22 protein-coding genes and 2 pseudogenes are annotated in these 24,049 nt (G+C 54.5%); 7 read left to right on the top strand and 17 right to left on the bottom strand.

Annotated features, from left to right (window positions below):
• Positions 1-188: 188 nt before the first annotated feature.
• From ACLJRU_RS15360 to rbsK, 8 genes are all read right to left on the bottom strand, one after another.
• Positions 189-641, bottom strand: coding sequence for a DUF1198 domain-containing protein (locus ACLJRU_RS15360; RefSeq protein WP_001519640.1), 453 nt, complete (start codon positions 639-641; stop codon positions 189-191).
• Positions 642-833: 192 nt separating this feature from the next.
• The gene (uhpT, locus tag ACLJRU_RS15355) at positions 834-2,225 is read right to left on the bottom strand and encodes a hexose-6-phosphate:phosphate antiporter (RefSeq protein ID WP_000879181.1); all 1,392 of its coding nucleotides are present in this window, start codon (positions 2,223-2,225) and stop codon (positions 834-836) included.
• 142 nt (positions 2,226-2,367) lie between these two features.
• Positions 2,368-3,696, bottom strand: coding sequence for an MFS transporter (locus ACLJRU_RS15350; protein WP_000948164.1), 1,329 nt, complete (start codon positions 3,694-3,696; stop codon positions 2,368-2,370).
• Positions 3,697-3,705: 9 nt separating this feature from the next.
• A complete protein-coding gene (gene uhpB / locus ACLJRU_RS15345; RefSeq protein ID WP_001091267.1) occupies positions 3,706-5,208 on the bottom strand; it encodes a signal transduction histidine-protein kinase/phosphatase UhpB in 1,503 nt (500 codons plus the stop codon).
• Positions 5,208-5,798: a transcriptional regulator UhpA gene (uhpA, locus tag ACLJRU_RS15340; protein WP_000633672.1), complete on the bottom strand. Its 591-nt coding sequence runs from the start codon at positions 5,796-5,798 to the stop codon at positions 5,208-5,210. The genes uhpB and uhpA overlap by 1 nt, the downstream gene beginning before the upstream one ends.
• 74 nt (positions 5,799-5,872) lie before the next feature.
• Positions 5,873-6,886 (bottom strand): aldose 1-epimerase family protein, encoded by a 1,014-nt coding sequence (locus ACLJRU_RS15335; RefSeq protein WP_001541149.1) that lies wholly within the window; start codon positions 6,884-6,886, stop codon positions 5,873-5,875.
• A gap of 11 nt (positions 6,887-6,897) precedes the next feature.
• Entirely contained in the window at positions 6,898-8,214 is a 1,317-nt protein-coding gene (fucP, locus tag ACLJRU_RS15330) for an L-fucose:H+ symporter permease (protein ID WP_000998363.1), read from the bottom strand.
• Positions 8,215-8,244: 30 nt separating this feature from the next.
• Positions 8,245-9,165: a ribokinase gene (gene rbsK / locus ACLJRU_RS15325; protein ID WP_001541150.1), complete on the bottom strand. Its 921-nt coding sequence runs from the start codon at positions 9,163-9,165 to the stop codon at positions 8,245-8,247.
• Positions 9,166-9,478: 313 nt separating this feature from the next.
• Here rbsK and ACLJRU_RS15320 point away from each other — a divergent pair, with 313 nt between their 5' ends.
• A complete protein-coding gene (locus ACLJRU_RS15320) occupies positions 9,479-10,264 on the top strand; it encodes a DeoR family transcriptional regulator (protein ID WP_000448641.1) in 786 nt (261 codons plus the stop codon).
• A gap of 1 nt (position 10,265) precedes the next feature.
• Here ACLJRU_RS15320 and ilvN read toward each other — a convergent pair whose 3' ends face one another.
• The 3 genes from ilvN to ivbL all read right to left on the bottom strand — a co-directional run bounded on the left by ilvN (position 10,266) and on the right by ivbL (position 12,453).
• A complete protein-coding gene (gene ilvN, locus ACLJRU_RS15315) occupies positions 10,266-10,556 on the bottom strand; it encodes an acetolactate synthase small subunit (protein ID WP_001171826.1) in 291 nt (96 codons plus the stop codon).
• Positions 10,557-10,559: 3 nt separating this feature from the next.
• Entirely contained in the window at positions 10,560-12,248 is a 1,689-nt protein-coding gene (ilvB, locus tag ACLJRU_RS15310; protein WP_001541151.1) for an acetolactate synthase large subunit, read from the bottom strand.
• A gap of 106 nt (positions 12,249-12,354) precedes the next feature.
• Positions 12,355-12,453, bottom strand: a complete 99-nt coding sequence (ivbL, locus tag ACLJRU_RS15305; RefSeq protein ID WP_001541152.1) for an ilvB operon leader peptide IvbL — start codon at positions 12,451-12,453, stop codon at positions 12,355-12,357.
• 522 nt (positions 12,454-12,975) lie between these two features.
• Between ivbL and ACLJRU_RS15300 the strand changes: the two are divergent.
• The 4 genes and pseudogenes from ACLJRU_RS15300 (at position 12,976) to emrD (ending at position 15,516) form a co-directional block, all read left to right on the top strand.
• Positions 12,976-13,090 (top strand): annotated as a pseudogene (locus ACLJRU_RS15300) (hypothetical protein).
• Positions 13,087-13,176 carry a type I toxin-antitoxin system toxin TisB gene (gene tisB / locus ACLJRU_RS15295; RefSeq protein WP_000117642.1) on the top strand — a complete coding sequence of 30 codons (90 nt, stop codon included), beginning with the start codon at positions 13,087-13,089 and terminating at the stop codon, positions 13,174-13,176. Before ACLJRU_RS15300 ends, tisB begins: the two are co-directional and overlap by 4 nt.
• Before the next feature lie 92 nt (positions 13,177-13,268).
• Positions 13,269-14,129 (top strand): DMT family transporter, encoded by an 861-nt coding sequence (locus ACLJRU_RS15290; protein ID WP_001531658.1) that lies wholly within the window; start codon positions 13,269-13,271, stop codon positions 14,127-14,129.
• Positions 14,130-14,331: 202 nt separating this feature from the next.
• The gene (gene emrD, locus ACLJRU_RS15285; RefSeq protein ID WP_000828743.1) at positions 14,332-15,516 is read left to right on the top strand and encodes a multidrug efflux MFS transporter EmrD; all 1,185 of its coding nucleotides are present in this window, start codon (positions 14,332-14,334) and stop codon (positions 15,514-15,516) included.
• Here the strand turns inward: emrD and ACLJRU_RS15280 are convergent.
• Together ACLJRU_RS15280 and dsdC are read right to left on the bottom strand one after the other, a co-directional pair.
• Positions 15,443-16,528, bottom strand: coding sequence for a cellulase family glycosylhydrolase (locus ACLJRU_RS15280; RefSeq protein ID WP_000238925.1), 1,086 nt, complete (start codon positions 16,526-16,528; stop codon positions 15,443-15,445). The two genes, emrD and ACLJRU_RS15280, sit on opposite strands and share 74 nt — an antisense overlap.
• Positions 16,529-16,591: 63 nt before the next feature.
• Positions 16,592-17,516 (bottom strand): annotated as a pseudogene (gene dsdC / locus ACLJRU_RS15275) (DNA-binding transcriptional regulator DsdC).
• A 225-nt stretch (positions 17,517-17,741) separates the two neighbouring features.
• On the opposite strand from dsdC, the gene dsdX reads away from it, so the two are divergent.
• Both dsdX and dsdA read left to right on the top strand, forming a co-directional pair.
• Complete coding sequence (gene dsdX / locus ACLJRU_RS15270) at positions 17,742-19,082, top strand: D-serine transporter DsdX (RefSeq protein WP_023235391.1); 1,341 nt, start codon at positions 17,742-17,744, stop codon at positions 19,080-19,082.
• Between the two features lie 17 nt (positions 19,083-19,099).
• Entirely contained in the window at positions 19,100-20,422 is a 1,323-nt protein-coding gene (gene dsdA / locus ACLJRU_RS15265; protein WP_000427990.1) for a D-serine ammonia-lyase, read from the top strand.
• Positions 20,423-20,503: 81 nt separating this feature from the next.
• Here the strand turns inward: dsdA and ACLJRU_RS15260 are convergent, their stop codons facing one another.
• From ACLJRU_RS15260 to ACLJRU_RS15245, 4 genes are all read right to left on the bottom strand, one after another.
• Positions 20,504-21,034, bottom strand: coding sequence for a radical SAM protein (locus ACLJRU_RS15260; protein ID WP_000147829.1), 531 nt, complete (start codon positions 21,032-21,034; stop codon positions 20,504-20,506).
• On the bottom strand, positions 21,031-21,393 hold the full coding sequence (locus tag ACLJRU_RS15255) for a DUF202 domain-containing protein (protein WP_001113454.1): 363 nt from the start codon (positions 21,391-21,393) through the stop codon (positions 21,031-21,033). The genes ACLJRU_RS15260 and ACLJRU_RS15255 overlap by 4 nt, the downstream gene beginning before the upstream one ends.
• Positions 21,383-21,730 (bottom strand): YidH family protein, encoded by a 348-nt coding sequence (locus ACLJRU_RS15250; protein ID WP_000703964.1) that lies wholly within the window; start codon positions 21,728-21,730, stop codon positions 21,383-21,385. Before ACLJRU_RS15250 ends, ACLJRU_RS15255 begins: the two co-directional genes overlap by 11 nt.
• Positions 21,731-22,172: 442 nt before the next feature.
• The gene (locus tag ACLJRU_RS15245; protein ID WP_187790656.1) at positions 22,173-23,834 is read right to left on the bottom strand and encodes a putative transporter; all 1,662 of its coding nucleotides are present in this window, start codon (positions 23,832-23,834) and stop codon (positions 22,173-22,175) included.
• Positions 23,835-24,049: the final 215 nt, after the last annotated feature.

Raw genomic sequence — 24,049 nt, 5'->3', positions numbered from 1 at the left:
TCTCTGACGTTTTGGCGTCGTTAGCGGTTATTCGGTGCGTTACTTCTGTGGTTCACCCTTAGCAAATACGATGGCGGCTACGCTTTATTTGGCTAACGATGAATCGCGCCATCTGGCCGTTAATCGTGGCTCTCCGCCCTTGCCAGCCTCATTCATCTCGTCTTTTGTTAACGAGATAGTGAAGAGTATCAATGCAGCCAGTGGACACCCTCTTCCGGCTGAAAAAAGGCGTTATAGCGCAGTTGAAACGCGTTGATCTCCTGCATATCGGGTTCCATTTCGCGCAAAAAGCCCAGCGCCAGCCGTACCTGTGTGTCGGTGATCGGCGCGGCTAAACGCGCTTTTTGCAGCAAGCGATGCCACCGCTGCAAATTCTGATCGCCGCCATCGACAATCACCATTTGCCAGATCAGTAACACCTGAGCGGCATTTTGCAAATGCGACTCATCAGGGCGATGCAGATACTGTAAAAATTCACCGCCCGCCGTTTTACCCATCTGATCAATCATCGATTCTATCGGCACTACATCAATATTCAGACGTTCGCTCAGGCGGCGAATCGCCCGGCGGGTATCCGATGTCAGTACCCGAAACCCCACAATAAACACCACCACAAACGTGGCCAGAATCAACCAAATCATGCGCACATCCGTCACCAAACAGGATGCCCATCATAACGGTAAATTTATAACTGTCGACGTTCTGGCCTGTCAGGATGTGATTTATTAACGCCTGTCTTCATTTACGCCAGACGCCGGATGTCCTGTCTGACGAACGCAAGGCATAAAAAAGCCCGGCGTTAAGCCGGGCAAAACGTTACCAAATGCACACATTTAAGCGATATTAACTTGCTGAATTTTTTTCTCACGGCGGATTTTGCGCTCTTCCATCACGGCGACCATCGCCATCAGGCAGATACAGCCGATCGCGGCGGCGTCCAGCGCGGCGAAGGTGCCCGCCCAGCCGGTCAGACCAAAAACGGGGGTGCCGTCGGCAATCATGCCCAGACCCAGCTTGGCAAAGCTATCGCCGATAAGATAAGCGAAGGTTCCTTTGATACCGTCCGCAGCGCCGATGGCTTTTTTCGGTACGAAACCGACTGCCGCCACGCCAATTAATAGCTGCGGCCCAAACACCAGGAAACCGAGCGCGAACAGCGAGGCCAGATAGACATACTGGTTGCTGGCGTGCTGGTAGACGCCGAGGGTGGCGATGATTAACGCCAGCGCCACACAGGCTACCAGCGCACGACGACCGTTCGCCAGGTCAGAGAGCCAGCCCCACAGCAACGTGCCGACCAGCGCGCCCACTTCAAACAAGGTAAAGCCCTGAATCGCCACCTCTTTAGAAAGTTTCAGTTCCTGGAAGGCGTAGACGGTTGACCACTGGTCGATACCAATACGTACCACATACAGGAAGATATTGGAGAAGCACAGCAGCCAGATCACTTTGTTTTTCAACACATATTCAACAAAGATCTGCCACTTGGTCATTTCGTTTTCTTCAGTCTCTTTATCCTCTTCGCTGATCTCTTCGCCGAACAGTTCTTCAGCTTTACCCAGACCGTAAGACTCCGGGGAGTCGCTGCCAAAACGCAGACCGATAAAGCCAACAATCAGCGCGATAATCGACGGGAAGATAAACATGCCGATGACGTGACCGTCGAACAGGTAGTTGGCGCCGAACAGCGCCACGCCTGCCGCGCCCGCGCCGCCGAGGTTGTGGGAGATATTCCAGAAGCCGAGAAAGGTGCCGCGTTTACGACGCGGAGTCCATTTGGTGATGGTCGAGTAGCTGCACGATCCGCCGGTACTCTGGAAGAAACCGCTCAGGGCATAGAAAGCGATCATCAGAAACAGACTGGTTGACCCCGCGCCCATGCTGGCGCTGAAGCCGAGCATACAGATAGCGGAGAGGATCAACATAAATGGTAGAAACTGCTTGGTATTTTTACCGTCAGCGTAGTAGGAAACCAGCGTTTTCCCCACGCCGTAGGTGATCGAGAAGCCCAAGCCAATCATCCCCAGCTCGGTCATGCTCAACCCGTAGGTAGAGATCATGTCGTTCTGCGCGATGTTAAAGTTTTTGCGGATCAGGTACATGGTCAGGTAGCCGATAAAAACCACCAGATAGGACTGCATGAACGGCTTGAACCACATTTTACGCCGCACATCGAGCGGCAGATCCAGGGTCGGCTTGCGCACCTGGTTTAAGAAGGCCAGCATGGATTACTCCTGAGCTAATTTTTATACCTGCGAATGGCAGGCATTGTAAAAATCCACAGGAAAAGAGGCCTGCGACAGCGTCCAGGCAAAACCGGGAAAATTTCTTAGTTTTGCCCCATTCAGCGCAAAAAGGTGAGGTGCATCACGCTTCGCTGGTCTCGCGTGGGGCCTGAGCGTTCAGAAATGGCAGCAGCAATAGCGCGGAGATCCCCGCCGCGATGGCGATGACCGCAAAAAAACCGGTCCAGTGCCAGATCTCCAGCACTTTCGCTAACGGCCAGCCGGAAAGCGACGCGCCGAGATAGGCGAACAGGCCGACAAAGCCGGTGGCCGCGCCCGCCGCCTCTTTATGCGAGCACTCCGCCGCCGCCATGCCAATGAGCATCTGCGGGCCGAAGACAAAGAAACCGGTGGTGAAGAAACAGGCCGCCTGCATCACGTAGCTGGCGAACGGCATCAGCCACAGCGAACCCACAGAGAGCAGAATCCCGGCGGCGAAGATTAAATTCATCGGTCCGCGGTTACCGTTGAAGAGTTTGTCCGAGCCCCAGCCCGCCACCAGCGCGCCGATAAATCCCCCCAGCTCAAACATCGATACTGCCGTATTGGCCGTGACCAAATCCACGCCCAGCGTCTCGGACATATACAGGTTGCCCCAGTCGTTGATCGCCGCGCGCACCACGTACACTAAGACATAACACAGCGAAAGCAGCCAGATATAGGGATTCAACAGCACATATTTAGCGAGGATTTCTTTGCGACTTAGCCCCGCGCCCTCTTGCTGTTGGGCGACCTCCAGCGCATCGTGCCGCCAGTCGCCTACCGGCGGTAAACCAATCGCCTGCGGACGGTCGCGCAGCCGCCAGCAGAGGACCATGCCCACCCCGATGGCAAGCAATCCGGCCACCATCATCCCGACGCGCCAGCCATAATGCAGGGCGACAGCGGCCATAACGAGAGGGATCAGCGCCCCGCCGACATTGTGCGCGGTGTTCCATAACGCCCACCAGCCGCCGCGCTCGGTACGCGAGTACCAGGCGGTCAGCAAACGGGCGCAAACCGGCGATCCAAACCCCTGGAAAAAGGCGTTCAATGCCCATAGCAGCGCAAAGGCCCACAGCGAGGTCGAGAAGCCGAACAGAATATTCACTACGCCGGTCGCAATCAGCCCGATGCCCATAAAATAGCGAGCGTTAGAGCGATCGCTAACGATGCCGGAGACAAATTTCGACACCCCGTAGGTGATGTAAAACAGCGTCGCCAGCAGGCCGATATCGCTGCGACTCAGTATGCCGCTGGCAAGGATTTCCGGCGCGGCGGCGTTAAAGCTTTTACGGGTGAAATAGAACAGCGCGTAACCCAACCAAATGGTGATCAGGATATGCCGCCGCCAGTAGCGATAGCGGGCGTCAACCTCGTGCTTATCGGTGATGAGCGGCGCGTTGGCCGGGGCTTTTAAAAACGAAAGCATTATCCTTCCTTAAACGTAACGCTGGGGCAACGAGACGCTCACCCGCGTACCGTGGGTACAAGAGATGGTTAGCGTCCCGCCGAGCGCCGACACGCGTTCGCGCATTCCGGTCAGGCCGAAGCCCTGCTGGTGAGAGCCCGGCGGCAGGCCGCTGCCGTCATCCTCAATCACCAGCATCAGCCGCTCATCCTGCTGCCAGCCCTGGAGCGTCACCGCGCTGGCATTGGCATGTTTTACGATGTTATTCAGCCCTTCCTGACAGACGCGAAACAGCGTCACGCGCTGACTTTCACTCAGCGCCGTTTCGTCAATTCGCCAGTCGAGGTGACTGACAATACCGCGGCTTTCCAGCTCCATTTCGCGCAGCAGCGAACGGATGGCCTGCGCCAGCGTTAAGTCGTCTAGCTGGCGCGGGCGCAAGCGCCCCAGCAGGCGACGCACGGCGTCATACACGCCCAGCGAAAGCTGCTCGATAAGTTGCCCGCTCTGCTTCACGCCGCCGTTATCCGCCGCCAGTCGTTGCACAATGCCCGCCTGGGTTCGAATCGCGGTGATGGTCTGTCCGATGTCATCGTGCAGCTCACGCGCAACATCGCGCCGTACGCTCTCTTCGGTCTCCAGAAGACGCTCCGCCAGCCGATGGTTGCGCGCCAGCTCCTTTTGCAACGACTGGTTCAGCTCGCGCAGACGCTGAATGCCAGCGCCAAGCAGTAGCCCGGTCAGGCTTTGCGCCAATAGCGAAAGCAATAAATCGACGGGATGATCGTGCCAGGTCTGGCTGGCGATCAGCGCGATAGCATTCATCAGTGTGGCAATGAGCGCGCCCTGCCAGCCATAATGCCAGGCGAGCGCGATAATCGGCAACGCCAGGCAGAACGGCGTGAAGCGCGAAAGTTCAGCAGGTAAACCCAGTTGCAGCCACAGACTGACGATAAACAGCAGCAGATACCAGATCAGATGCCGCCCGCGCCAGTTTACCGGCTGCGATACCAGCGATGGTCCCAGCGGCAGCCAGGTAGTGCTGGTGAGATAGTGCCAGAAAACCAGGCAGATGGGGGCCAGCGTCAGACCACCCGTGAGGGTCAGCAGTAGAGCGTTCCATGCCGCTTCCCCCTGCCCCAGCCAGGGCAGGGATTGCAGTAGCGCCGCGGCGGTGAGGGCCGCGCCCTGAAGCAATAACGTTCGCCAGTCGCGCTGATGGCGGTAACGCGAAGTCAGCGCCACGGGCAGTAGCGTCAACACACTACCGATCATCAAAAGCGGCAGATGGGTCAGCGCAACTTCCTGCGCCAACCAGTACACCAGCAGCCACTCCGCGCCCAGCAATACTGGCCAGTATCCACGCGGGCATTGCAGCATAAGTCCCAGGCGCAGGCCGAAGGGAAAGAGTAGCGCCGCCAGCTCCGGGCGTTCTACCAGATGTAGGCTGATGCTCCACAGGCAGAACCACGCGGCGGAGAAAATAAAAAAGCAGGCAACAACGGTGATTAAACGGGAAAAAAAGGTGTTCATTACCAACCGTCAAACATGCGATGCGCCAGTTCAACGTCATTGCTGACGCCTAATTTTTCCAGCAGATTCGCGCGATGGACATGCACCGTTTTTGGCGACAGCCCCAGCTCGGCGGCAATCTCTTTTACCGCCATACCCTGGGCGAGTTTTTCCGCCACCTGACGCTCGCGTTTGGTTAGCGGATCTTGCCGACCCGCCGCCAGTTTCACGGCAATATCGGGGGTCAAATAGCAGCCGCCCGTCGCCACCGTATGCACCGCGGCGATCAGTTCATCCGGACTACAGCGTTTAGAGAGAAAACCGCGCGCGCCGGCGTTCAACGCCTGTTCCACCAGCGCCGGGCTATCGTGAACCGAGAGCATGATCGTCGCCATCCCTTTTGGCAGTTGGCTTAGCAGCTCCAGTCCGGAAATATCCGGCATCGAAATATCGCAGATACACACCTGTACGCCGCGCCCCGGTAAACCTGCCAACGCTTCGCGCCCGGAACCAAACTCAGCGACCACCTGCAAATCAGGTTCCAGCCCCAGTAGCTGTGCAAAGCCGGAGCGGACGATAAGGTGGTCGTCGATAAGGGCAACGGTGATCATGGGTTCTGTCCTGATGGATAAAAAAAACGCGCTTACCTTAACGATAAGCGCGCGGCTGTTCAAGCCTTGAGCGGTCAGACAATGCCTGTCGTGACGGTGAACGTCCGGGTTTGCTGCGGTTCCAGTTGAAGCAAGGTTCCATTTCGCTGCGCCGCGAGAAAACCTTCAGGCCGACAGGTCGCGGGCAGGGCAAAGGCGGCAACCTGCTGATCGCCGTTATAAAGAATCCAGCGGGTCACGTAATTCAGCTCCGCGCTGGCGAAACGTGTCACGAACGTGGTGCCATCCGGGGCGATCATACTGAATTCTGGGGTATCCGTGTACCTGTCCAGTTCATCGGCGAAGAACACGATTTCCGGGTCGTAAAAGCCAGGCTCGTTGAGCGTTGCCAGCGAGGCTTCACCCTGCAAAAGCCGTTGATTAAACGCCAGCCACTGCGCTGTGGGTTTGACATGCGCCGGCACCGACTCGCGTAGCTTCAGCGCGGTATCCGGGATATTCTGGCGGAACGTGGCGTTCGGCACATAGGCATAGTTCATGTGGCACATGTACTGTAGCGGCATGGCGACTGAAGCCAGGTTAGTCACGGTCATCTGAATATCAAACAGCGCGCTTGCTTTACGCATTACCACCGCAGGTTGCGCCTGATAATGATGACCGAACCCCATCACATACTCGTAGCGCCCGGTCACGCGCAGACTGTCGCCCTCTAACTCCAGCCAGGCGTCGTCCATGGCAGCGCAGGGCATCTCGCCGTGCAGCGGATGTGTATCTTCCGGCGACGGGCAGCCATTCGCCAATAGTCCGGAATGGAAAGCAAAGCAACCATACGTTGCCACCACTTCCGCAGCCGGCTTCGGCTGGCGGAACATGTTGCGCATAGTCAGGTCATGACCGTCAAACTGCGCGTCCCAAATCATCTGCCCCATCCAGGGCAGAATCACCAGATGACCGCGGCTGTTTTGTATTTTCAGTCCTTCCACGCCGCTGGCGTAACGAAACGCCGTAACCGTAAAATCATCATTTTCCAGCAAGATACGCGGCTGCTCGTTAAAAAGCTCCCGCCATAATGTAATACGTGTTGTCATGGTTGATCTCCTCAGGACGCGGCGACTTCAGCCAGGTTGCCGCGCACTTTGCTTTCGCGCCAGAAGTAAACGCCAACGTAAACAAAGCACAGCATGGAAACCAGGAATGAGAGCTGTAGCGAGTGGAACATGTCCGCCACATAACCCTGAATCGCAGGAACCACCGCCGCGCCGACAATCGCCATCACGATGACCGCCCCCGCCATTTCGGTATGTTCGTTATCGACGGTATCGAGCGTTCCGGCATAAATGGTCGCCCAGCAGGGGCCAAACAGAACACTGACCAGCACCGCCACGTATACCGCGCTAAAGCTGGGCGCCAGCGCTACATAGGCCAGGAACAGCGCGCCGATCACAGAGTAAAGGATCAGGACTTTTTCCGGGTTAAAGCGTGTCATCAGAATGTTGGCGATAAACTTGCCGATAAAAAAGCAGGCGAAGCTGTAGACCATAAAGGTTGAGGCATCGCGCTCATTGATATCGCCTAACTCCAGCGCCAGACGGATAGTGAACGACCAGACCGCCACCTGCATTCCCACATACAGGAACTGCGCCACAATACCGCGACGGAAGCGGGCGTTGCTGGCGAGATAGCGTAGCGTATCCAGCGCCGAGGGACGTTTATGACTCGCGGTTTGCGCGACTTTACAGGTCGGGAAACGCGTCAGCAGGAACAGTACCATCACCACTACCAGAACCATAATCATGTACTTATAGGGTTCCAGAGTGTTTTCCAGCATCAGCACCTTGAAGTTGTGGACTTGCTCGGCATTCATGCTCGCCATCTGTTTTTCCAGGCTTTCCCCTTCGGAAAAGACCAGATATTTACCCAATAAAATGCCTGCCGCCGCGCCGATCGGATAAAAGGTCTGGCTGATATTCAGCCGCAGCGTGGCGTAGGCTTTCGGCCCGATCATCGAACTGTAGGTATTCGCCGCCGTTTCCAGGAAACTCAGGCCAATCGCAATGGCGAAAATCGCCGCGAGGAACATGGTGTAGGTCGCCATGTGCGACGCCGGGAAAAAGAGCGTACAGCCGACAATGTATAGCGTCAGGCCGATAAGTATCGCCACTTTATAACTGGTTTTTTTAATGACCAGCGAGGCCGGAATAGCAATTAAAAAATAACCGCCATAAAAGGCGCTTTGTACTAATGCCGAAGCAAAGTTGCTCAGCGAAAATACACTTTTAAATTGCGTAATCAGAATATCATTTAACGCGGCTGCGCATCCCCATAATGGGAATAAACAGGATAACAAAATAAACTGGAACAGAGGTGTCTTATTCAGATACCCGTCGGGCATCTGAACGATGTTTTTATCGTTCATAGTGCTACCTTTAACAGTGCAGGGTGATTGTTATTCGTTCAACGAAAGATACTCATTAAATTGCTCAATGCTTGGATAAGAGGATTGGGTGCCTTTCCCGGTGACGCTGAAAGCGGCAAAGAGGCCGGCTTTTTTCATGGCGGCTTCCACATCCCCGCTCTGGACGTAGTAATGCGCGAAACAGCCGATAAAGGCATCGCCCGCGCCACTGGTATCAACAGCGTTCACTCTAAACGCCGGAACATGGACTTCCTGGTCACGCGTCATCCACAGCGCGCCTTTCTCACCCATGGTGACGATAATATTATTCAGCCCTTTATCCACCAGCGAACGTGCCGCTGCGCGAATATGGTCATAGGTATCCACTGGCATACCGGTTAATATTTCCAGCTCGGTTTCATTGGGTACAAAGAAATCGCATTTACAGGCATAAGACATATCTAATTCCCGTAATGCTGGCGCAGGGTTTAATAACACTTCAATCCCATGTTTCTTGCCAAATTCTATTGCGTGATAAACCGTTTCAAGCTGAACTTCCAGTTGCAGAACAATAAGCTGGCATTTTTTTAAATCTTCCGCCGCGCGATCGATATCTTCCGGCGAGAGAAACTTGTTAGCGCCTTTGATGATCAGAATGCTGTTGCTGGAGTTGGCGTTGACGAAAATCGGCGCTACGCCGCTGCTGGTACACGGTACTTTTTCTACATACGTCGTATTGATCCCCCAGGATTCGAGATTACGAATGGTGTTGTCGGCAAAAATATCGTCGCCCACCTTGGTCAACATCAATACTTTTGAATTGAGCTTAGCGGCCGCCACGGCCTGGTTCGCCCCTTTTCCGCCGCAGCCGATTTTAAACGCCGGCGCTTCCAGAGTTTCCCCTTCTTTAGGCATCTGGTTGGTGTAGGTGATAAGGTCCACCATGTTAGAGCCAATAACCGCGATATCCATTTTACTCCCTCTCAGAAATCGTCACACGACAATGATATTAAAATAACATTACCATGTTACTTCCGTATCATTTGTGACTATGATCGCGATTAGAGGATCATTTTGCCATTTACTGCGTGAACAATCCCTGGCGGAACAAATCATTTTTAGGGTTACAATTTACTGAAAATTAACTATTCATTGTTATAAAACGCGAATAAACCCACTTTTATTTCCTGACGGCCGGACGTATAGTAGTGCCACACTGTAATGTTCTCAGAAACACATAAATGTTACTGATGGAACATAACAACATGATTTGCGGAGAGGGTGAATGGAGACCAAGCAAAAAGAACGTATCCGACGCTTGATGGAGTTACTGAAAAAGACCGATCGAATCCATCTGAAAGACGCCGCGCGGATGCTGGAAGTTTCGGTGATGACCATTCGCCGCGATCTCAGCCAGGATGATGACCCTTTACCGCTGACGCTGCTCGGCGGCTATATCGTCATGGTAAATAAGCCTACGTCTTCAACCAATATGCCGCTGCCGGCGAAAAAGACGCATCATCGGGACGACCTTCCCGTTGCGATCCTGGCCGCTGGCCTGGTGCGTGAAAACGATCTGGTTTTTTTTGATAACGGTCCGGAAATGCCATTAGTTATCAGCATGATACCGGATGATATTACCTTTACCGGGATTTGCTACTCGCATCGGGTATTTATCGCGCTGAATGAAAAGCCTAATGCCACGGCGATTTTGTGCGGCGGCACCTATCGGGCCAAGAGCGATGCCTTTTATGATGCCAATAATCCTTCGGCGCTGGATTCGCTCAATCCGCGCAAAGTGTTTATTTCCGCCAGCGGCGTACATGAACATTTTGGCGTGAGCTGGTTTAACCCGGATGATCTTGCCGCCAAACGTAAAGCGATGGAGCGCGGTCTGCGCAAAATTTTGCTGGCGCGTCACGCCCTGTTTGATGAGGTCGCGCCTGCCAGCATTGGTCCGCTTTCTGCCTTTGATGTCCTGATTAGCGATCGCCCATTACCGACAGATTATGCCGCTCACTGTCGGAATGGTTCCGTCAAAGTCATCACGCCTGATTCGGAAAGTGAATAACTTACTCAAAAAAGACGGCAATTTTATTGAACATGGTGGGATCGGACTGGTTTCGTACCACCTTCGCCACGTCTTCCAGTTTATCGATCTGACTGATCATCTGTTCAAGCCGCTGATCGTCATTGACCAGAAGCCAGATGCGGCTCTGATCGCTGCCCTGAATCGGTAAACAGAGAATACCCTCAACGTTGAAAGCGCGTCGGGCGAACAGCCCGCAGACGTGGGTCATCACGCCAGGATGGTTGCGAACGGTCAGCTCCAGAATAACGTTATCATGTGATTGTTTCTGCATGGCTTATTCCCCCACCATCTCTGTATTTGCCGCGCCCGGCGGCACCATCGGATACACTTTTTCTTCTGCATCAATGCGCACATGGATCAACGCCGGTCCAGGACGACGAATGATAGCCTGCAACGCCGCCTGCGGATCGGCTTCGTTATTCAAATCACAGGTATCCAGACCAAACCCGGCGGCAATCTGCATAAAGTTGATGCTCCCCGGATAGGTCGCCGCAAAAACGCCCTGTTTATAGAACAGACTCTGTTGCTGATGTACCAGTCCCAGCGCGTCGTTATTCATCAGGATAATTTTCACATCCAACTGGTTTTCACTGGCGGTAGCCATCTCCTGAATATTCATCATCAAACTACCGTCGCCGGAAAAACACAGCACCTTGTTGCCCGGATTCGCCAGCGCCGCGCCAATCGCCGCGGGCAGACCAAACCCCATGGTGCCCAGCCCGCCGGAAGTCAGCCACTGACGCGGACGGTTGAGCGGATAAGCCTGCGCGGTCCACATCTGATGCTGACCTACGTCAGTGGTAATAATCGCGTTGTCGTCCACACAGGCGGCGACCGCATTAATCAGCCCATAGTGACTAAGCGGGTTATTTTCCTGGGGAATACTGCAAGGGAATTCTTGCTGCAAGTCCGCCACCAACTGATGCCATGCTTCCCGCGGCTGTGCCTCGATATGGGGAATTAACTGTGCCAGTACATCATCGACATCCGCCTGAATAGCCACATGCGGCTGCTTAATTTTGCCTAACTCGGCGCGATCGATATCCACATGGATGATTTTGGCGTTCGGACAAAACTGCTCCGTTTTGCCAATCGCCCGGTCATCAAAACGCGCGCCCAGAACAATCAGTAAATCGGCCTCTTGCAGAATAAAATTGGTACTGCGCGCGCCGTGCATCCCCAGCATTCCTAACGACAGCGGATGCGCCTTAGGCAGCATTCCCAGCGCCATTAAGGTCATTGTCGTCGGCAGTTGCGCTTTTTCCGCCAGTTCGCGCACGCGTGTCGGCGCATTGATCACGCCGCCGCCCAGATACAGCACCGGACGCTTCGCCGCGTTAATCATTGCGGCGGCCTCGCGGATACTCTCCGCGCTCAACTCCGGCGGGGGTGATTTTTCCGCCGGCGACGGCAACGCATCCAGCTCAATTGTCGCCGTCTGCACATCTTTAGGAACGTCTATCCACACCGGGCCGGGACGCCCCGACTGCGCCAGACGAAAAGCATCGCTCATCACCTGAGGCAGCTCGTTGATATTTCTGACCAGATAGTTGTGCTTGGTGATGGGGATAGAGATACCGTAGGTATCCACTTCCTGAAACGCGTCAGTACCGATCATGGACGCCGGAACTTGCCCGGTAATGCAGATTAACGGAATGGAATCCAGGCGCGCATCGGCAATGGCCGTGACCAGATTGGTCGCGCCCGGCCCGCTACAGGCCATACAAACAGCAGGTTTACCCTCCGTTCGCGCCATCCCCTGCGCAATAAACCCCGCGCCTTGTTCATGGCGCGCCAGAATATGACGGATTTGCGTGCTTTGGCTTAACGCGTCGTAAACGGGGAGGATCGAACCACCGGGAATGCCGGTGACGATACGAATCCCCTGGCGCTCCAGAAAATGAACTATAAATTCCGCGCCCGTAAAGCGCTGAGGTGTAGATGTTGTGCCCGAACTTGCCATGCTCCATTCCTTTTATTCTGAGCCGACGTTCCGGGAAGGTGTCTTAAACAAAAAACCCCGCCCGGTTTGCGCCGGCGGGGTTTTGGAATCGTGTGTGTTCCGGACCCTACGGCGCATTGCCGACGACCACCACCACACGCACGACGACCACTGCGCGAGATGGCGCAGTTGTTAGTAGGGTCGCGTTCAGCATGGAAGGGTTCATTAGGGGCCTTGTCTGTTTGTTATTAACACGTTTTATACAAGCACAGCGCTTTCAGCATGACAACGGAAAAATTTTCATCTGCACAAAAATGCGTCAGCGATCACATTTTTCTACGAATTTACACGTTTTGAGTATAGGCGTAATAAGCGTAGCGCCCTCCGGTAATCGCCGGGATTGATGATCACGCGTTTCACAATGCCTGAAAACAAAAAACCTCGCCGAAGCGAGGTTCTTACAGCGTAATGCGGGTGGTAGCCGCGAAGCACACTGTGTTATGTCAACAGCAGAAGTATACGCGTTCTGTGCAGAACGCGCAATTTCGGCGCGAATTTTGATGAATTTGAGTATGGATCAGAAGCTCCGTTCTGTCTATAAATTACTGTTCATTTATACAGCACTTAACTATAATGTCTTTGACACAATGTGTTATGCGGGGGCCGCATTGTAAACCGGCGCAACGAAGTCCTGGCTGAAACGGGTGGTGCCGTCAGCGCCTTAACCCCCTCGTGAGCACACTGTGTTATGTCAACACGCACACTATTCCTCGCAAAAGGGATCGCGTGCGCAACAGCTGGCAACAGGCAGCGGAAAGGTACGTCGGCTGGCAGTGCTCCTTAACCACAGGAGACGCGTATGAGCGTAGTGGATATCACCATTCTTATCCTGAAACTCATTGTTGCAGCACTGCAACTGCTTGATGCTGTTCTGAAATACCTTAAGTAATTCAGATTCAAGCCGCACCGAAGGGGAGCGGGCAACCGCTCCCCTTTCACCTTATCCGCTGGTCTTTCGCTTCCCGGGTATGTTACGTTTTTATGACACCCTCAACGACGCCTGACGCTATGACCCTTTCCGTTTTCTGCATTTTGCTGTTCGCCGCGCTGCTACATGCCAGCTGGAACGCCATTGTCAAAGCGGGAAACGATAAGCTCTACGCCGCGATCGGCGTCAGCGGTTCCGCGGCGGTCATGGCATTGATCCTTTTGCCCTTCTCGCCGCAGCCAGCTCACGCCAGTATCCCTTTTTTAGCGGCCTCTACCGCGCTCCAGGTGGTGTATACCGTCCTGGTGGCGAAAACCTATCAGGTCTCGGACATGAGCCAGACCTATCCTCTTATGCGCGGCACCGCGCCGCTGCTGGTGGCACTCATTAGCGTTCTGTTTCTTGGCGACAGCCTGTCGTCGATGGCCTGGGTCGGCATCGCAGTGATCTGCATGGCGATACTTGGGATGGCCTGTAATGGCCGCGCCAGCTCTCAACGTGGTGTCGTGCTGGCATTAACTAACGCCTGTTTTATTGCCGGATATACGCTGGTGGACGGGACCGGCGTAAGACTCTCAGAAACGGCGCTGGGCTATACGCTATGGTCATTTTTTCTCAACGGCGCCTGCCTGTTAACCTGGGCGATGATTGCGCGGCGGCGGGAAGCGTCGCGTTATCTGGCGCAACAGTGGAAAAAAGGCATTTTTGGCGGGATTGGCACTATGGGATCTTATGGGCTGGCGCTATGGGCCATGACCCAGGCGCCGCTGGCGGTGGTCGCCGCGCTGCGTGAGACGTCGATTTTATTCGGCGCGCTGATAGCCTGGCTGTTGCTTAAAGAGAAAGTGGCCGGGCTACGTCTGGTGGCGGCAGGCGGGATTGCCCTCGGGGCGATTTTACTCCGTCTGTCATAATTGCCCAATAACAGCCACAGACGTAACACATTCTCGGCAACATTTGTTGCCGCTTTTGTTTACATATCCTGCCGTTCCTTCGTCTGCCATTGCTGGTTGCTGTCTGGCCTTCTTTTTCTGGTGTGATAGATTCCTCTCGCATTTATGGGAATGCGCAGCAAGTTATTCTTATTTTTTCTTTTTTTGAAAAGTAATCAGCGAAATGAAAAGGCAGAGAAACGTCAATTTGTTGTTGATGTTGGTGTTACTGGTGGCCGTAGGGCAGATGGCGCAAACCATTTATATTCCCGCCATCGCCGATATGGCACAAGCGCTAAACGTCCGGGAAGGCGCCGTCCAGAGCGTAATGGCTGCTTACCTCCTGACCTACGGCGTCTCGCAACTGTTTTACGGCCCGCTTTCCGACCGGGTTGGGCGCCGCCCGGTAATCCTCGTCGGCATGTCTATTTTTATGGTAGCGACTCTGATCGCCATGACCACGCATAGTTTGACGGTGTTGATTGCCGCCAGCGCCATGCAAGGGATGGGAACCGGCGTTGGCGGAGTAATGGCGAGAACGCTCCCGCGCGATCTGTATGAAGGAACGCAACTTCGTCACGCCAATAGTCTGTTAAATATGGGGATTCTGGTCAGCCCGCTGTTAGCGCCGCTGATTGGCGGTCTGCTGGACACCCTGTGGAACTGGCGCGCGTGTTACGCTTTCCTGCTGGTGCTTTGCGCTGGCGTCACCTTCAGCATGGCGCGCTGGATGCCGGAAACCCGCCCCGCCGGCGCGCCGCGCACACGGCTGATCGCCAGCTATAAAACGCTGTTTGGTAACGGCGCATTTAACTGTTACCTGCTGATGCTAATCGGCGGGCTGGCTGGCATTGCGGTCTTTGAAGCCTGTTCCGGCGTGCTGATGGGGGCAGTATTAGGTCTCAGCAGTATGGTGGTAAGCATTCTGTTTATTCTGCCGATTCCGGCGGCGTTCTTCGGCGCCTGGTTTGCCGGACGCCCGAATAAACGCTTCTCAACCCTGATGTGGCAGTCAGTTATCTGCTGTCTGCTGGCAGGCCTTATGATGTGGATTCCCGGCTGGTTTGGCGTGATGAACGTCTGGACGCTACTCATCCCCGCTGCGCTGTTTTTCTTCGGCGCCGGGATGTTATTTCCACTGGCCACCAGCGGCGCGATGGAGCCGTTTCCGTTCCTCGCAGGCACCGCTGGCGCGCTGGTCGGCGGGCTGCAAAATATTGGTTCCGGCGTACTGGCGTGGCTTTCGGCAATGTTGCCGCAAAACGGTCAGGGCAGTCTGGGACTGTTGATGACCCTTATGGGATTGCTGATCCTGGCGTGCTGGCTGCCGCTGGCGTCACGGATATCGCATCAGGGACAGACGGTTTAACGTTCCCCTCGCCCGGCTTTTTGCCGGGCGTTTCACATTCCGGCGCGATCATCGCATTGAGCAGGGGCTCCTGCGCCGGACGCCACGCTCCTTCTTCGCCGTCATAAAACTGAGTATCCGCGTTTATCGCATACGGGATATGCGCTTTTTTCAGCTCGCAGGCCATAAAACGGGCAAACGCGAACTGTGAAGCGACCGGCGTCATTTTTATCGACTCTCCCGGCGCCCATCCTCCCACCCAGCTTGCATGGCCGGTCTTATGCTGCCAGCGAACCGCAGCGTTAATCCGTGCCCGAATCGCCGCTTTTTCCGCCGCCGTGCCTGACGTCCACGGATATTTACCGCCGCTTTTCAGGGGTCCCCACGGGAAGATGTGCCACTCCGCCAGTACATAGTTCTGGCTTTGCGCCGGCAGTTTAAGCGCCGACAAATCCTCCGGCGCGGCGCGCATGCGGGGGGCAACGAAAATCATCCGCTGTGGGTCAATGGCGTGAATCAGGCGGATGGTTTTGTCATATACGCGATTCAGCGACGCCATATTATGATTAAGTTTGTCGGCAGGCTCATAAATGAGATCGAACCCCAGAAGCGGGGATGTCTGACCAAAATAGCGCGCGACCACGCTCCACCAGTTGATCAGCTCCTTTTCATGGCTGGCGCTGGGATCGGTTTTATACGCATCCGCCTGATAGGCAATAATGGGTATGACGCCATAGTATTCGCAGGCCTCTACCAGCTTACGCAAATGGATGAGGCGCGCTTCCGTCGGCGCGCCTGCCACACGGATACGGACATGCGTTAACCCTTTTGCCTTAAAATCCCGCACGACCAGCGGATCAAACTCGCGGATACCCCGTTCCGTTCGCGCCCAGTCAACATCCATCCCAACGCCAAGCTGCTGCGCATAGCGCGCCGCCGTCAAAGGCATCGGTTTCGCATAGACGACCGCGCTGGTCAGCATGAGAGAGGCAATAAGCGGTTTAAACACGACGCCCCCTAAAATTTTTACCACGGTGATAGCACGTATTTAGCATATTCACTCCCGGCAGGTGTAGCGACAAAGCGTAATAAATCTTCACACCTGTTCCTGCAACCAGCGAATAAATGCCTCGATTTTCGGCCACTGCCTGCCAGGCAGAGTGGTGACATAATAATGCTGATGACATTTCAGCCTCATGTCACCAAAAGGCGCAATCAGTTCTCCGCTGTCGAGACGCTTTTGCACCAGCCGTTTACGCCCCATCGCCACGCCAATGTGGTTCATCGCGGCAATCACCGCTAAATCAGAACGATCGAAGCCAATGCCGGATTGAATCCGGCAAATTTACTGCAAAATGCTGCGCCCAACTGTGCCACTCATCGGTGCCCGAATCGTTACTCCACGCCTGTCTGTCGTGTAAGAGCGTACAGTGCCGCAGGTTATTCAGGTTGTCCTGCAAGGCGAAACGATGGGCGTAATCCGGGCTGCAAACGGGCAAAATCGCCTCATCCATTAAAAAATGGTGCGTGAGCTGCGCCGACGGCGCATCGTCAAAATAGATAGCCAGGTCAATGCCGGCACGCTGTAGGTTAACGTTATCGTTGCCGGTCAGCATAGTGAGAGAAATTGACGGATAGCGACGGGTAAAGTCCCCCAGCGCAGGCACCAGCCAGCACTGGGCGATAGAGGGACGTGAATACACGGTCAGCGTGCCGGACAGTTCCTGATTTTTGATATCGAGGATTTCCTGATTCAACGTATCCAGCGACGATTTCAGCGCCCAGAATACCCGTTTGCCTTCATGGGTAAGCTCCACCTTACGGTGAGAGCGGACAAATAGCTGGATTCCCAACTCGGCTTCCAGTTGATTGATACGATGGCTTACCGCACTTGGGCTTAACGACAGCTCATCTGCCGCCAGAGCAAAGGACTGGTGTCTGGCCGCGACTTCAAAAGTATAGAGTTTGGATAACTGCCAACCGTTGAGTAAGCGGTTTCGGGTATCGCGAAGGGGTTCCATGGCAACCTCAGTCATCTTTTAATTTCCCGAAGTGTAAAAAAACACGCTGAAAAAATCCGCACATAGATGAAGCAAAATGAACCATATCGCAAAATAAAGGCAATATTAGATGGAAATCACATAGTTGATTCAATTTACATCATGTGAATGGCAAATTATATCGTTTGTCAGGAGGTGCTGTTTTTCTGTCCAATAAGAACAGATTAATCACAGGGTAGGTGAGATATGCACGCTCAAATCTGGGTAGTGAGCACGCTGCTGATCAGCATCGTGTTAATCGTATTGACCATCGTGAAGTTTAAATTCCACCCCTTCCTGGCGTTACTGCTCGCCAGTTTCTTTGTCGGCGCGATGATGGGCATGGGGCCGCTGGAGATGGTCACGGCGATAGAAAACGGAATAGGCGGTACGCTCGGTTTTCTGGCCGCCGTTATCGGTCTTGGCACCATCCTCGGCAAAATGATGGAGGTTTCCGGCGCGGCGGAACGCATCGGGCTTACGCTCCAGCGCTGCCGCTGGCTCTCTGCTGACGTGATCATGGTACTGGTGGGGCTGATTTGCGGTATCACGTTGTTCGTGGAAGTGGGCGTCGTGTTGCTCATCCCACTGGCGTTTTCTATCGCTAAAAAAACCCATACCTCGCTGCTGAAGCTGGCCATTCCGCTGTGTACCGCGCTGATGGCCGTCCATTGCGTGGTACCGCCGCATCCGGCTGCGCTGTTTGTCGCAAATAAACTGGGGGCGGATATCGGCTCGGTGATTGTCTACGGTCTGCTGGTCGGACTGATGGCATCATTGGTCGGCGGCCCGCTGTTCTTAAAGTTTCTGGGTAATCGTCTGCCGTTCAAGCCCGTACCGACAGAGTTTGCGGATCTTGAAGTGCGCGCCGAAAACACCCTGCCGTCGCTGGGCGCAACGCTGTTTACCGTTCTGCTGCCGATTGGCCTGATGCTGGTGAAAACCGTCGCTGAACTGAATATGGCGAAAGACGGCACGTTGTATACGCTGCTGGAGTTTATCGGTAATCCGATCACCGCAATGTTTATCGCTGTCTTTGTGGCGTATTACATACTCGGTCTGCGCCAGCATATGGGTATGAGCGCGCTACTTACCCACACCGAAAACGGCTTTGGCGCCATTGCGAACATCCTGCTGATTATCGGCGCGGGCGGCGCGTTCAACGCCATTCTCAAAAAAAGTAGCGGGCTGGCGGACACGCTGGCGGTGATCCTCTCAAATATGCATATGCACCCGATTCTGCTGGCGTGGCTGGTAGCGCTGATTCTGCACGCGGCGGTCGGCTCTGCGACGGTGGCGATGATGGGCGCCACCGCGATTGTTGCGCCAATGCTGCCGCTCTATCCTGACGTCAGCCCGGAGATCATCGCTATTGCCATCGGTTCCGGCGCCATTGGCTGCACGATCGTGACCGATTCCCTGTTCTGGCTGGTCAAGCAGTATTGCGGCGCTACGCTGAATGAAACGTTTAAATACTATACGACGGCCACGTTTATCGCATCTGTCGTTGCACTGGCTGGCACATTCCTGCTTTCCTTTATCATCTGATCGTAAAGAGACGTACTATGGAAAACATACAAAAGCTCATCGCCCGGTATCCTTTGGTCGAGGATCTGGTCGCCCTCAAAGAAACCACCTGGTTTAACCCGGGCGCCACCTCTCTTGCACAAGGTCTACCGTATGTCGGCCTGACGGAGCAGGACGTAAACGCCGCCCATGACCGTCTGGCGCGCTTTGCGCCGTATCTGGCGAAAGCGTTTCCGCAAACCGCTGCCGCTGGCGGCATGATCGAATCTGACGTGGTCGCTATTCCGGCCATGCAAAAGCGGCTGGAAAAAGAGTATGGGCAAACGATCGACGGTGAAATGCTGTTAAAAAAAGACAGTCACCTGGCAATCTCTGGTTCCATTAAAGCGCGCGGCGGCATCTACGAGGTGCTAACGCACGCGGAAAAACTGGCGCTGGAGGCGGGTCTGTTAACTACCGACGATGACTATAGCGTGTTGCTTTCGCCGGAATTTAAACAATTCTTCAGCCAGTACAGTATCGCCGTCGGTTCAACCGGCAATCTGGGGCTATCGATCGGTATCATGAGCGCCTGCATCGGTTTTAAAGTGACGGTACATATGTCTGCCGACGCCCGCGCCTGGAAAAAAGCGAAGCTGCGTAGCCACGGCGTGACGGTCGTGGAATACGAAGATGATTACGGCGTGGCGGTTGAGCAGGGCCGTAAAGCAGCGCAATCCGATCCAAACTGTTTCTTTATCGACGATGAAAACTCCCGCACGCTATTTCTGGGCTATGCGGTAGCGGGTCAGCGTCTGAAAGCGCAATTCGCGCAGCAGGGACGCGTCGTTGACGCCAGTCACCCACTGTTTGTTTATCTACCGTGCGGCGTTGGCGGCGGCCCTGGCGGCGTCGCCTTTGGCCTGAAACTGGCGTTTGGCGACAACGTCCACTGTTTCTTTGCCGAACCGACCCATTCACCCTGCATGTTACTCGGCGTTTATACCGGTCTGCACGATGCCATCTCAGTACAAGATATCGGTATTGATAACCTGACGGCGGCTGACGGCCTGGCGGTAGGTCGCGCTTCGGGCTTTGTTGGTCGGGCAATGGAGCGCCTGCTTGACGGCCTCTATACCTTAGACGATCAAACAATGTACGACATGCTGGGCTGGCTGGCGCAGGAGGAAGGAATTCGACTGGAGCCATCAGCTCTGGCGGGGATGGCCGGGCCACAGCGCATTTGCGCCGCCGTCGCGTATCAGCAAAGGCATGGATTCAGTCAGACGCAGCTCGGCAACGCGACGCATCTGGTATGGGCAACCGGGGGCGGCATGGTGCCGGAGGATGAAATGGAACAATACCTGGCGAAAGGACGCTAATACTCGCTCAGTGCCGGAAAGACGGCAGCGCCATCCGGCACGCCATCGCCTGATGGCGCTACGCTTATCAGGCCTGTGACGTTAACACAGCATCGCCATCAACTCCTCCGGCGAGCGATGCTGCTTCAGTAAATCCCGCATCACCCGCATATGCGGCGAGGAGTAGTTAAAAAAGGTCTGGTAGCCCTCGCAAAGCTGATTTTTCCCCTGGCTATCCCGATGCTCAGGGCATCCGCCGCCGCAAAATCGTAATAAAGAACACTTCTGACATTCAGCGCTTAGCGGCGCCTTGTCCGGCGCTTCAGCGCCATTCCTGCCGCCGCACCACTGCTGTAGCGTCTCATCAAAAAGGCGAACCGAGATACGCTGAATATCTTCACGTACCCAAATATCAAATACGCTATTTAAAAACCGCCCCCAGTCTGCTGAACACAATGAATCCTCGGTCAACATTCCGTTCCGGTCATGTTCCAACAATGGGATAAAATGGACATTGCGAATGCCGAGCCGTTGTAAGTTACGGTACAGTTGCTGGGGGCGCTGGCTATTCTGGCGATTTACGACGACCTGAATCTGGTCATCACTCACGACAATGTCCTGACGTCCTGTCATATAAAATTCCCGATAAATGCAATAAGTTGGCGAATATGGGTAACAGCAAACAGGATTGCGAGCGACAACACCGCGAGGGAGATCAAAAATTTGTCACGCACGACATGAGTTTCGGAAAAATCGCTATGCGCGACATCCATCAAATTACGACTCAGGGTATAACGCCAAAGAATCACCGCCACTATCGCCAGAACGCTGATTGACACCCAGAACAAGAACCCCGCCTGATGCCAGTGGTGCCTGACGGCTAACGCCATTAACGCCCCGTATCCCAGCAGCGTGCGAAACCAGGCCAGCGACGTACGCTCCGGTTGCAGTCCCGGATCGTTCTGCCGACGGGCTTTACGACTATCCGGCATACAGTACCAGCCCCATCACTATCACCGCGACAATCATCAAAATAACGCTGATGATCAACAGGCTATGGGTATAAGGCAAATCCTCTTTCAGGCGCATCGCTTTTTCATTACGTAACCAGCGTAGATAGCCATAAATCGCCAGGCCGCCCGCAAACAGACACAACAGTAGCGCCAGCAGTTCACGGATCACCGGCGTGGCAAAATCCGGGGCGAGCTGATCAAGACCGACGCCTGCCGCCAGAAATCCCAGCGAGGTGCGAATCCACGCCAGAAAGGTGCGCTCATTTGCCAGTGAGAAGCGATAATCCGGCGCTTCTCCGAGGCGAGAAATCTTCATGACGACTCCTTTTACGTTCTTATGTATTCCCGTTCGTTTTCAGAATACCACTCACGTTGTTGCTGATATGCTTCACATTATCCCGCAGCAAGGGAATCTTATTGCAAAATAACTGTAGTTCACTGGTGATGCGTTTTGGCGCAACCACGCTCATTGCCGCTATTTTTCATTTCAGTTACGACCTTTTTCAACGCCACCGCCAGGAAAGGCATTATTGCCGAATTAAAAGCTGAAAAACCACCCGTCGCGACGAAAAAAAAGCGAAGAAGATTGATAACTAACTGAAAAAAATTGGAATTATGCTCGTTGGCATTACGCTGATTAGCGCGTTCATTGAGGAAAGAGATAAGAAGAAGAGCAGAAGTGTGGCCGGTGCGGCGCGCGTTATCCAGCCTGGATTTAACACAGTGCGTAGGCCGGATAAGCAACGCGCCATCAGGCGCTAACCCATTCCCCAAAAAATCACCGCCAGCAGTTGTGGCGTGATAATACGCAGGAACATCACTAACGGATAGACGGTCGCGTAAGAGAGCGCCGCCGCGCCGCTGGTGGCATGAAGATTGTTGGCAAATGCCAGCGCTGGCGGATCGGTCATCGAACCGGCCAGCATCCCGCACAGCGTCAGATAGTTCATTTTGGCAAAAATCCGCGCCAGCAAACCGACGGTAATCAGCGGAATAGCGATGATGAAAATACCATAGCCAATCCAGCTTAATCCTTCGCCCTGCGTCAGCGTATCGACAAAATCGCCGCCGGATTTCAGCCCAACGACCGCCAGAAACAAAACGATGCCTAACTCACGCAGCGCGAGGTTGGCGCTCGGCGGCATAAACCAGTACAGCTTACCGATGCTGCCGATACGCCCCAAAATTAGCGCCATGATCAGCGGCCCGCCGGCCAGCCCCAGTTTTAACGCGACCGGGAATCCCGGCACAAACAACGGGATTGACCCAAGCAGAACCCCTAATCCGATGCCGATAAACACCGGCAGCATCTGCACCTGCTGGAGTTTTTGCTGCGCGTTGCCGACCACATTGGCTACCGCATCAATCGAGGCTGGACGCCCCACCAGATTGAGAATGTCGCCAAACTGCAGGCTAGCGTCACTACTGGCGACCAGCTCAACGCCCGCGCGGTTAAGGCGGGAGATAACCACGTCATAACGCTCTTTAAAGTGCAAATCGCGGATACGTTTGCCGAGCACTTTTTCGTTGGTGACGACCACACGCTCGACGCGTAAATCCGTGCCACGCGTCGACAACGAGGTGTCCACTTCCTTGCCGATCACCAGTTGCGCGTTATGCAGGTCGGTAGATTGGCCGACGAGGTGCAGCAGGTCGCCTGCCTGGATAATCGTCCCCGGCGACGGCACCATCAGCGTGTCGTCGCGTTTCAGGCGTGAGCAAATGATTTTATCGCTGTTCAGGATCGGCACATCCTGGATAGCCATATTATTGAGGTTCGGATTCTCGACACGGATATTCATTGTCTGAATTAATGAATGGCCGTTAGCGAGAGAGGATTCGTGCTTCTGCGCCTCCGCCTCGACGTTAACGCGAAAAATCAGCCGCATCAGCCACATGGTGAGCAAAATACCGCAGATGCCAAACGGATACGCCATCGCATAGCTCATCCCCATCTGATCCACCAGATCCACTGGCGTTCCCAGATCGCGCAGGATTTGCTGACCCGCCCCTAACGCAGGCGTATTGGTGACTGCGCCGGAGAAAATCCCCAGCACCACCGGCAGCGGAATAGCGAAAATTTTATGCAGAATCGCGGTGACCAACCCGCCCATAATCACAATCAGAACAGCAAACAGATTGAGACGCAGCCCGGAAACGCGCAGCGAGGCGAAAAACCCCGGCCCCACCTGTATGCCGATGGTATAAACAAAAAGGATCAGGCCGAATTCCTGGATAAAGTGCAGCATATCGCCACTCAGCGTCACCCCAGCCTGATCGACGAAGTGGCCGACGATAATACCGCCGAACAGAACGCCGCCAATACCAAAGCCGACACCGCGCACTTTAATGTTGCCGATCCATAAACCGACAACCGCCACCAACGCCAGAACGCTGACCGTCAATGCGATATCACTCATCTTTTCTTCCCTGTGAGTAACATTTCAATTTATAGGGATTATGACTGAACCGTTAAGGCATATATACAGCATGGCGCACATTCTCATGTTACAAAACCGCCCAGACGTCCTGACTTCGGCAGCGTCTTACCCTTTTTCGTTGACTAGTCCTGATATAGGTTGACAGTTTTTTGTCTGTAAAACGCCTGATGAACATCATCGGGCGTTTTGTATTT

Origin of the sequence: Salmonella sp. SAL00653, assembly GCF_046552515.1 — a bacterium.
Lineage (GTDB): Bacteria > Pseudomonadota > Gammaproteobacteria > Enterobacterales > Enterobacteriaceae > Salmonella > Salmonella enterica.
Note: the sequence above shows the minus strand (reverse complement) of the source record. Positions and strands in the feature narration are given on the sequence as shown.

Coding starts and splice junctions, on each gene's coding strand:
- ilvB (WP_001541151.1), bottom strand. CDS start 12,248: ATGGCAAGTTCGGGCACAACATCTACACCTCAGCGCTTTACGGGCGCG.
- ACLJRU_RS15250 (WP_000703964.1), bottom strand. CDS start 21,730: ATGAAGATTTCTCGCCTCGGAGAAGCGCCGGATTATCGCTTCTCACTG.
- dsdA (WP_000427990.1), top strand. CDS start 19,100: ATGGAAAACATACAAAAGCTCATCGCCCGGTATCCTTTGGTCGAGGAT.
- uhpB (WP_001091267.1), bottom strand. CDS start 5,208: ATGAACACCTTTTTTTCCCGTTTAATCACCGTTGTTGCCTGCTTTTTT.
- uhpA (WP_000633672.1), bottom strand. CDS start 5,798: ATGATCACCGTTGCCCTTATCGACGACCACCTTATCGTCCGCTCCGGC.
- ACLJRU_RS15245 (WP_187790656.1), bottom strand. CDS start 23,834: ATGAGTGATATCGCATTGACGGTCAGCGTTCTGGCGTTGGTGGCGGTT.
- ivbL (WP_001541152.1), bottom strand. CDS start 12,453: ATGAACCCTTCCATGCTGAACGCGACCCTACTAACAACTGCGCCATCT.
- tisB (WP_000117642.1), top strand. CDS start 13,087: ATGAGCGTAGTGGATATCACCATTCTTATCCTGAAACTCATTGTTGCA.
- ACLJRU_RS15290 (WP_001531658.1), top strand. CDS start 13,269: ATGACACCCTCAACGACGCCTGACGCTATGACCCTTTCCGTTTTCTGC.
- rbsK (WP_001541150.1), bottom strand. CDS start 9,165: ATGGATATCGCGGTTATTGGCTCTAACATGGTGGACCTTATCACCTAC.
- ilvN (WP_001171826.1), bottom strand. CDS start 10,556: ATGCAGAAACAATCACATGATAACGTTATTCTGGAGCTGACCGTTCGC.
- uhpT (WP_000879181.1), bottom strand. CDS start 2,225: ATGCTGGCCTTCTTAAACCAGGTGCGCAAGCCGACCCTGGATCTGCCG.
- ACLJRU_RS15255 (WP_001113454.1), bottom strand. CDS start 21,393: ATGCCGGATAGTCGTAAAGCCCGTCGGCAGAACGATCCGGGACTGCAA.
- ACLJRU_RS15260 (WP_000147829.1), bottom strand. CDS start 21,034: ATGACAGGACGTCAGGACATTGTCGTGAGTGATGACCAGATTCAGGTC.
- ACLJRU_RS15350 (WP_000948164.1), bottom strand. CDS start 3,696: ATGCTTTCGTTTTTAAAAGCCCCGGCCAACGCGCCGCTCATCACCGAT.
- ACLJRU_RS15320 (WP_000448641.1), top strand. CDS start 9,479: ATGGAGACCAAGCAAAAAGAACGTATCCGACGCTTGATGGAGTTACTG.
- emrD (WP_000828743.1), top strand. CDS start 14,332: ATGAAAAGGCAGAGAAACGTCAATTTGTTGTTGATGTTGGTGTTACTG.
- ACLJRU_RS15335 (WP_001541149.1), bottom strand. CDS start 6,886: ATGACAACACGTATTACATTATGGCGGGAGCTTTTTAACGAGCAGCCG.
- dsdX (WP_023235391.1), top strand. CDS start 17,742: ATGCACGCTCAAATCTGGGTAGTGAGCACGCTGCTGATCAGCATCGTG.
- ACLJRU_RS15360 (WP_001519640.1), bottom strand. CDS start 641: ATGATTTGGTTGATTCTGGCCACGTTTGTGGTGGTGTTTATTGTGGGG.
- fucP (WP_000998363.1), bottom strand. CDS start 8,214: ATGAACGATAAAAACATCGTTCAGATGCCCGACGGGTATCTGAATAAG.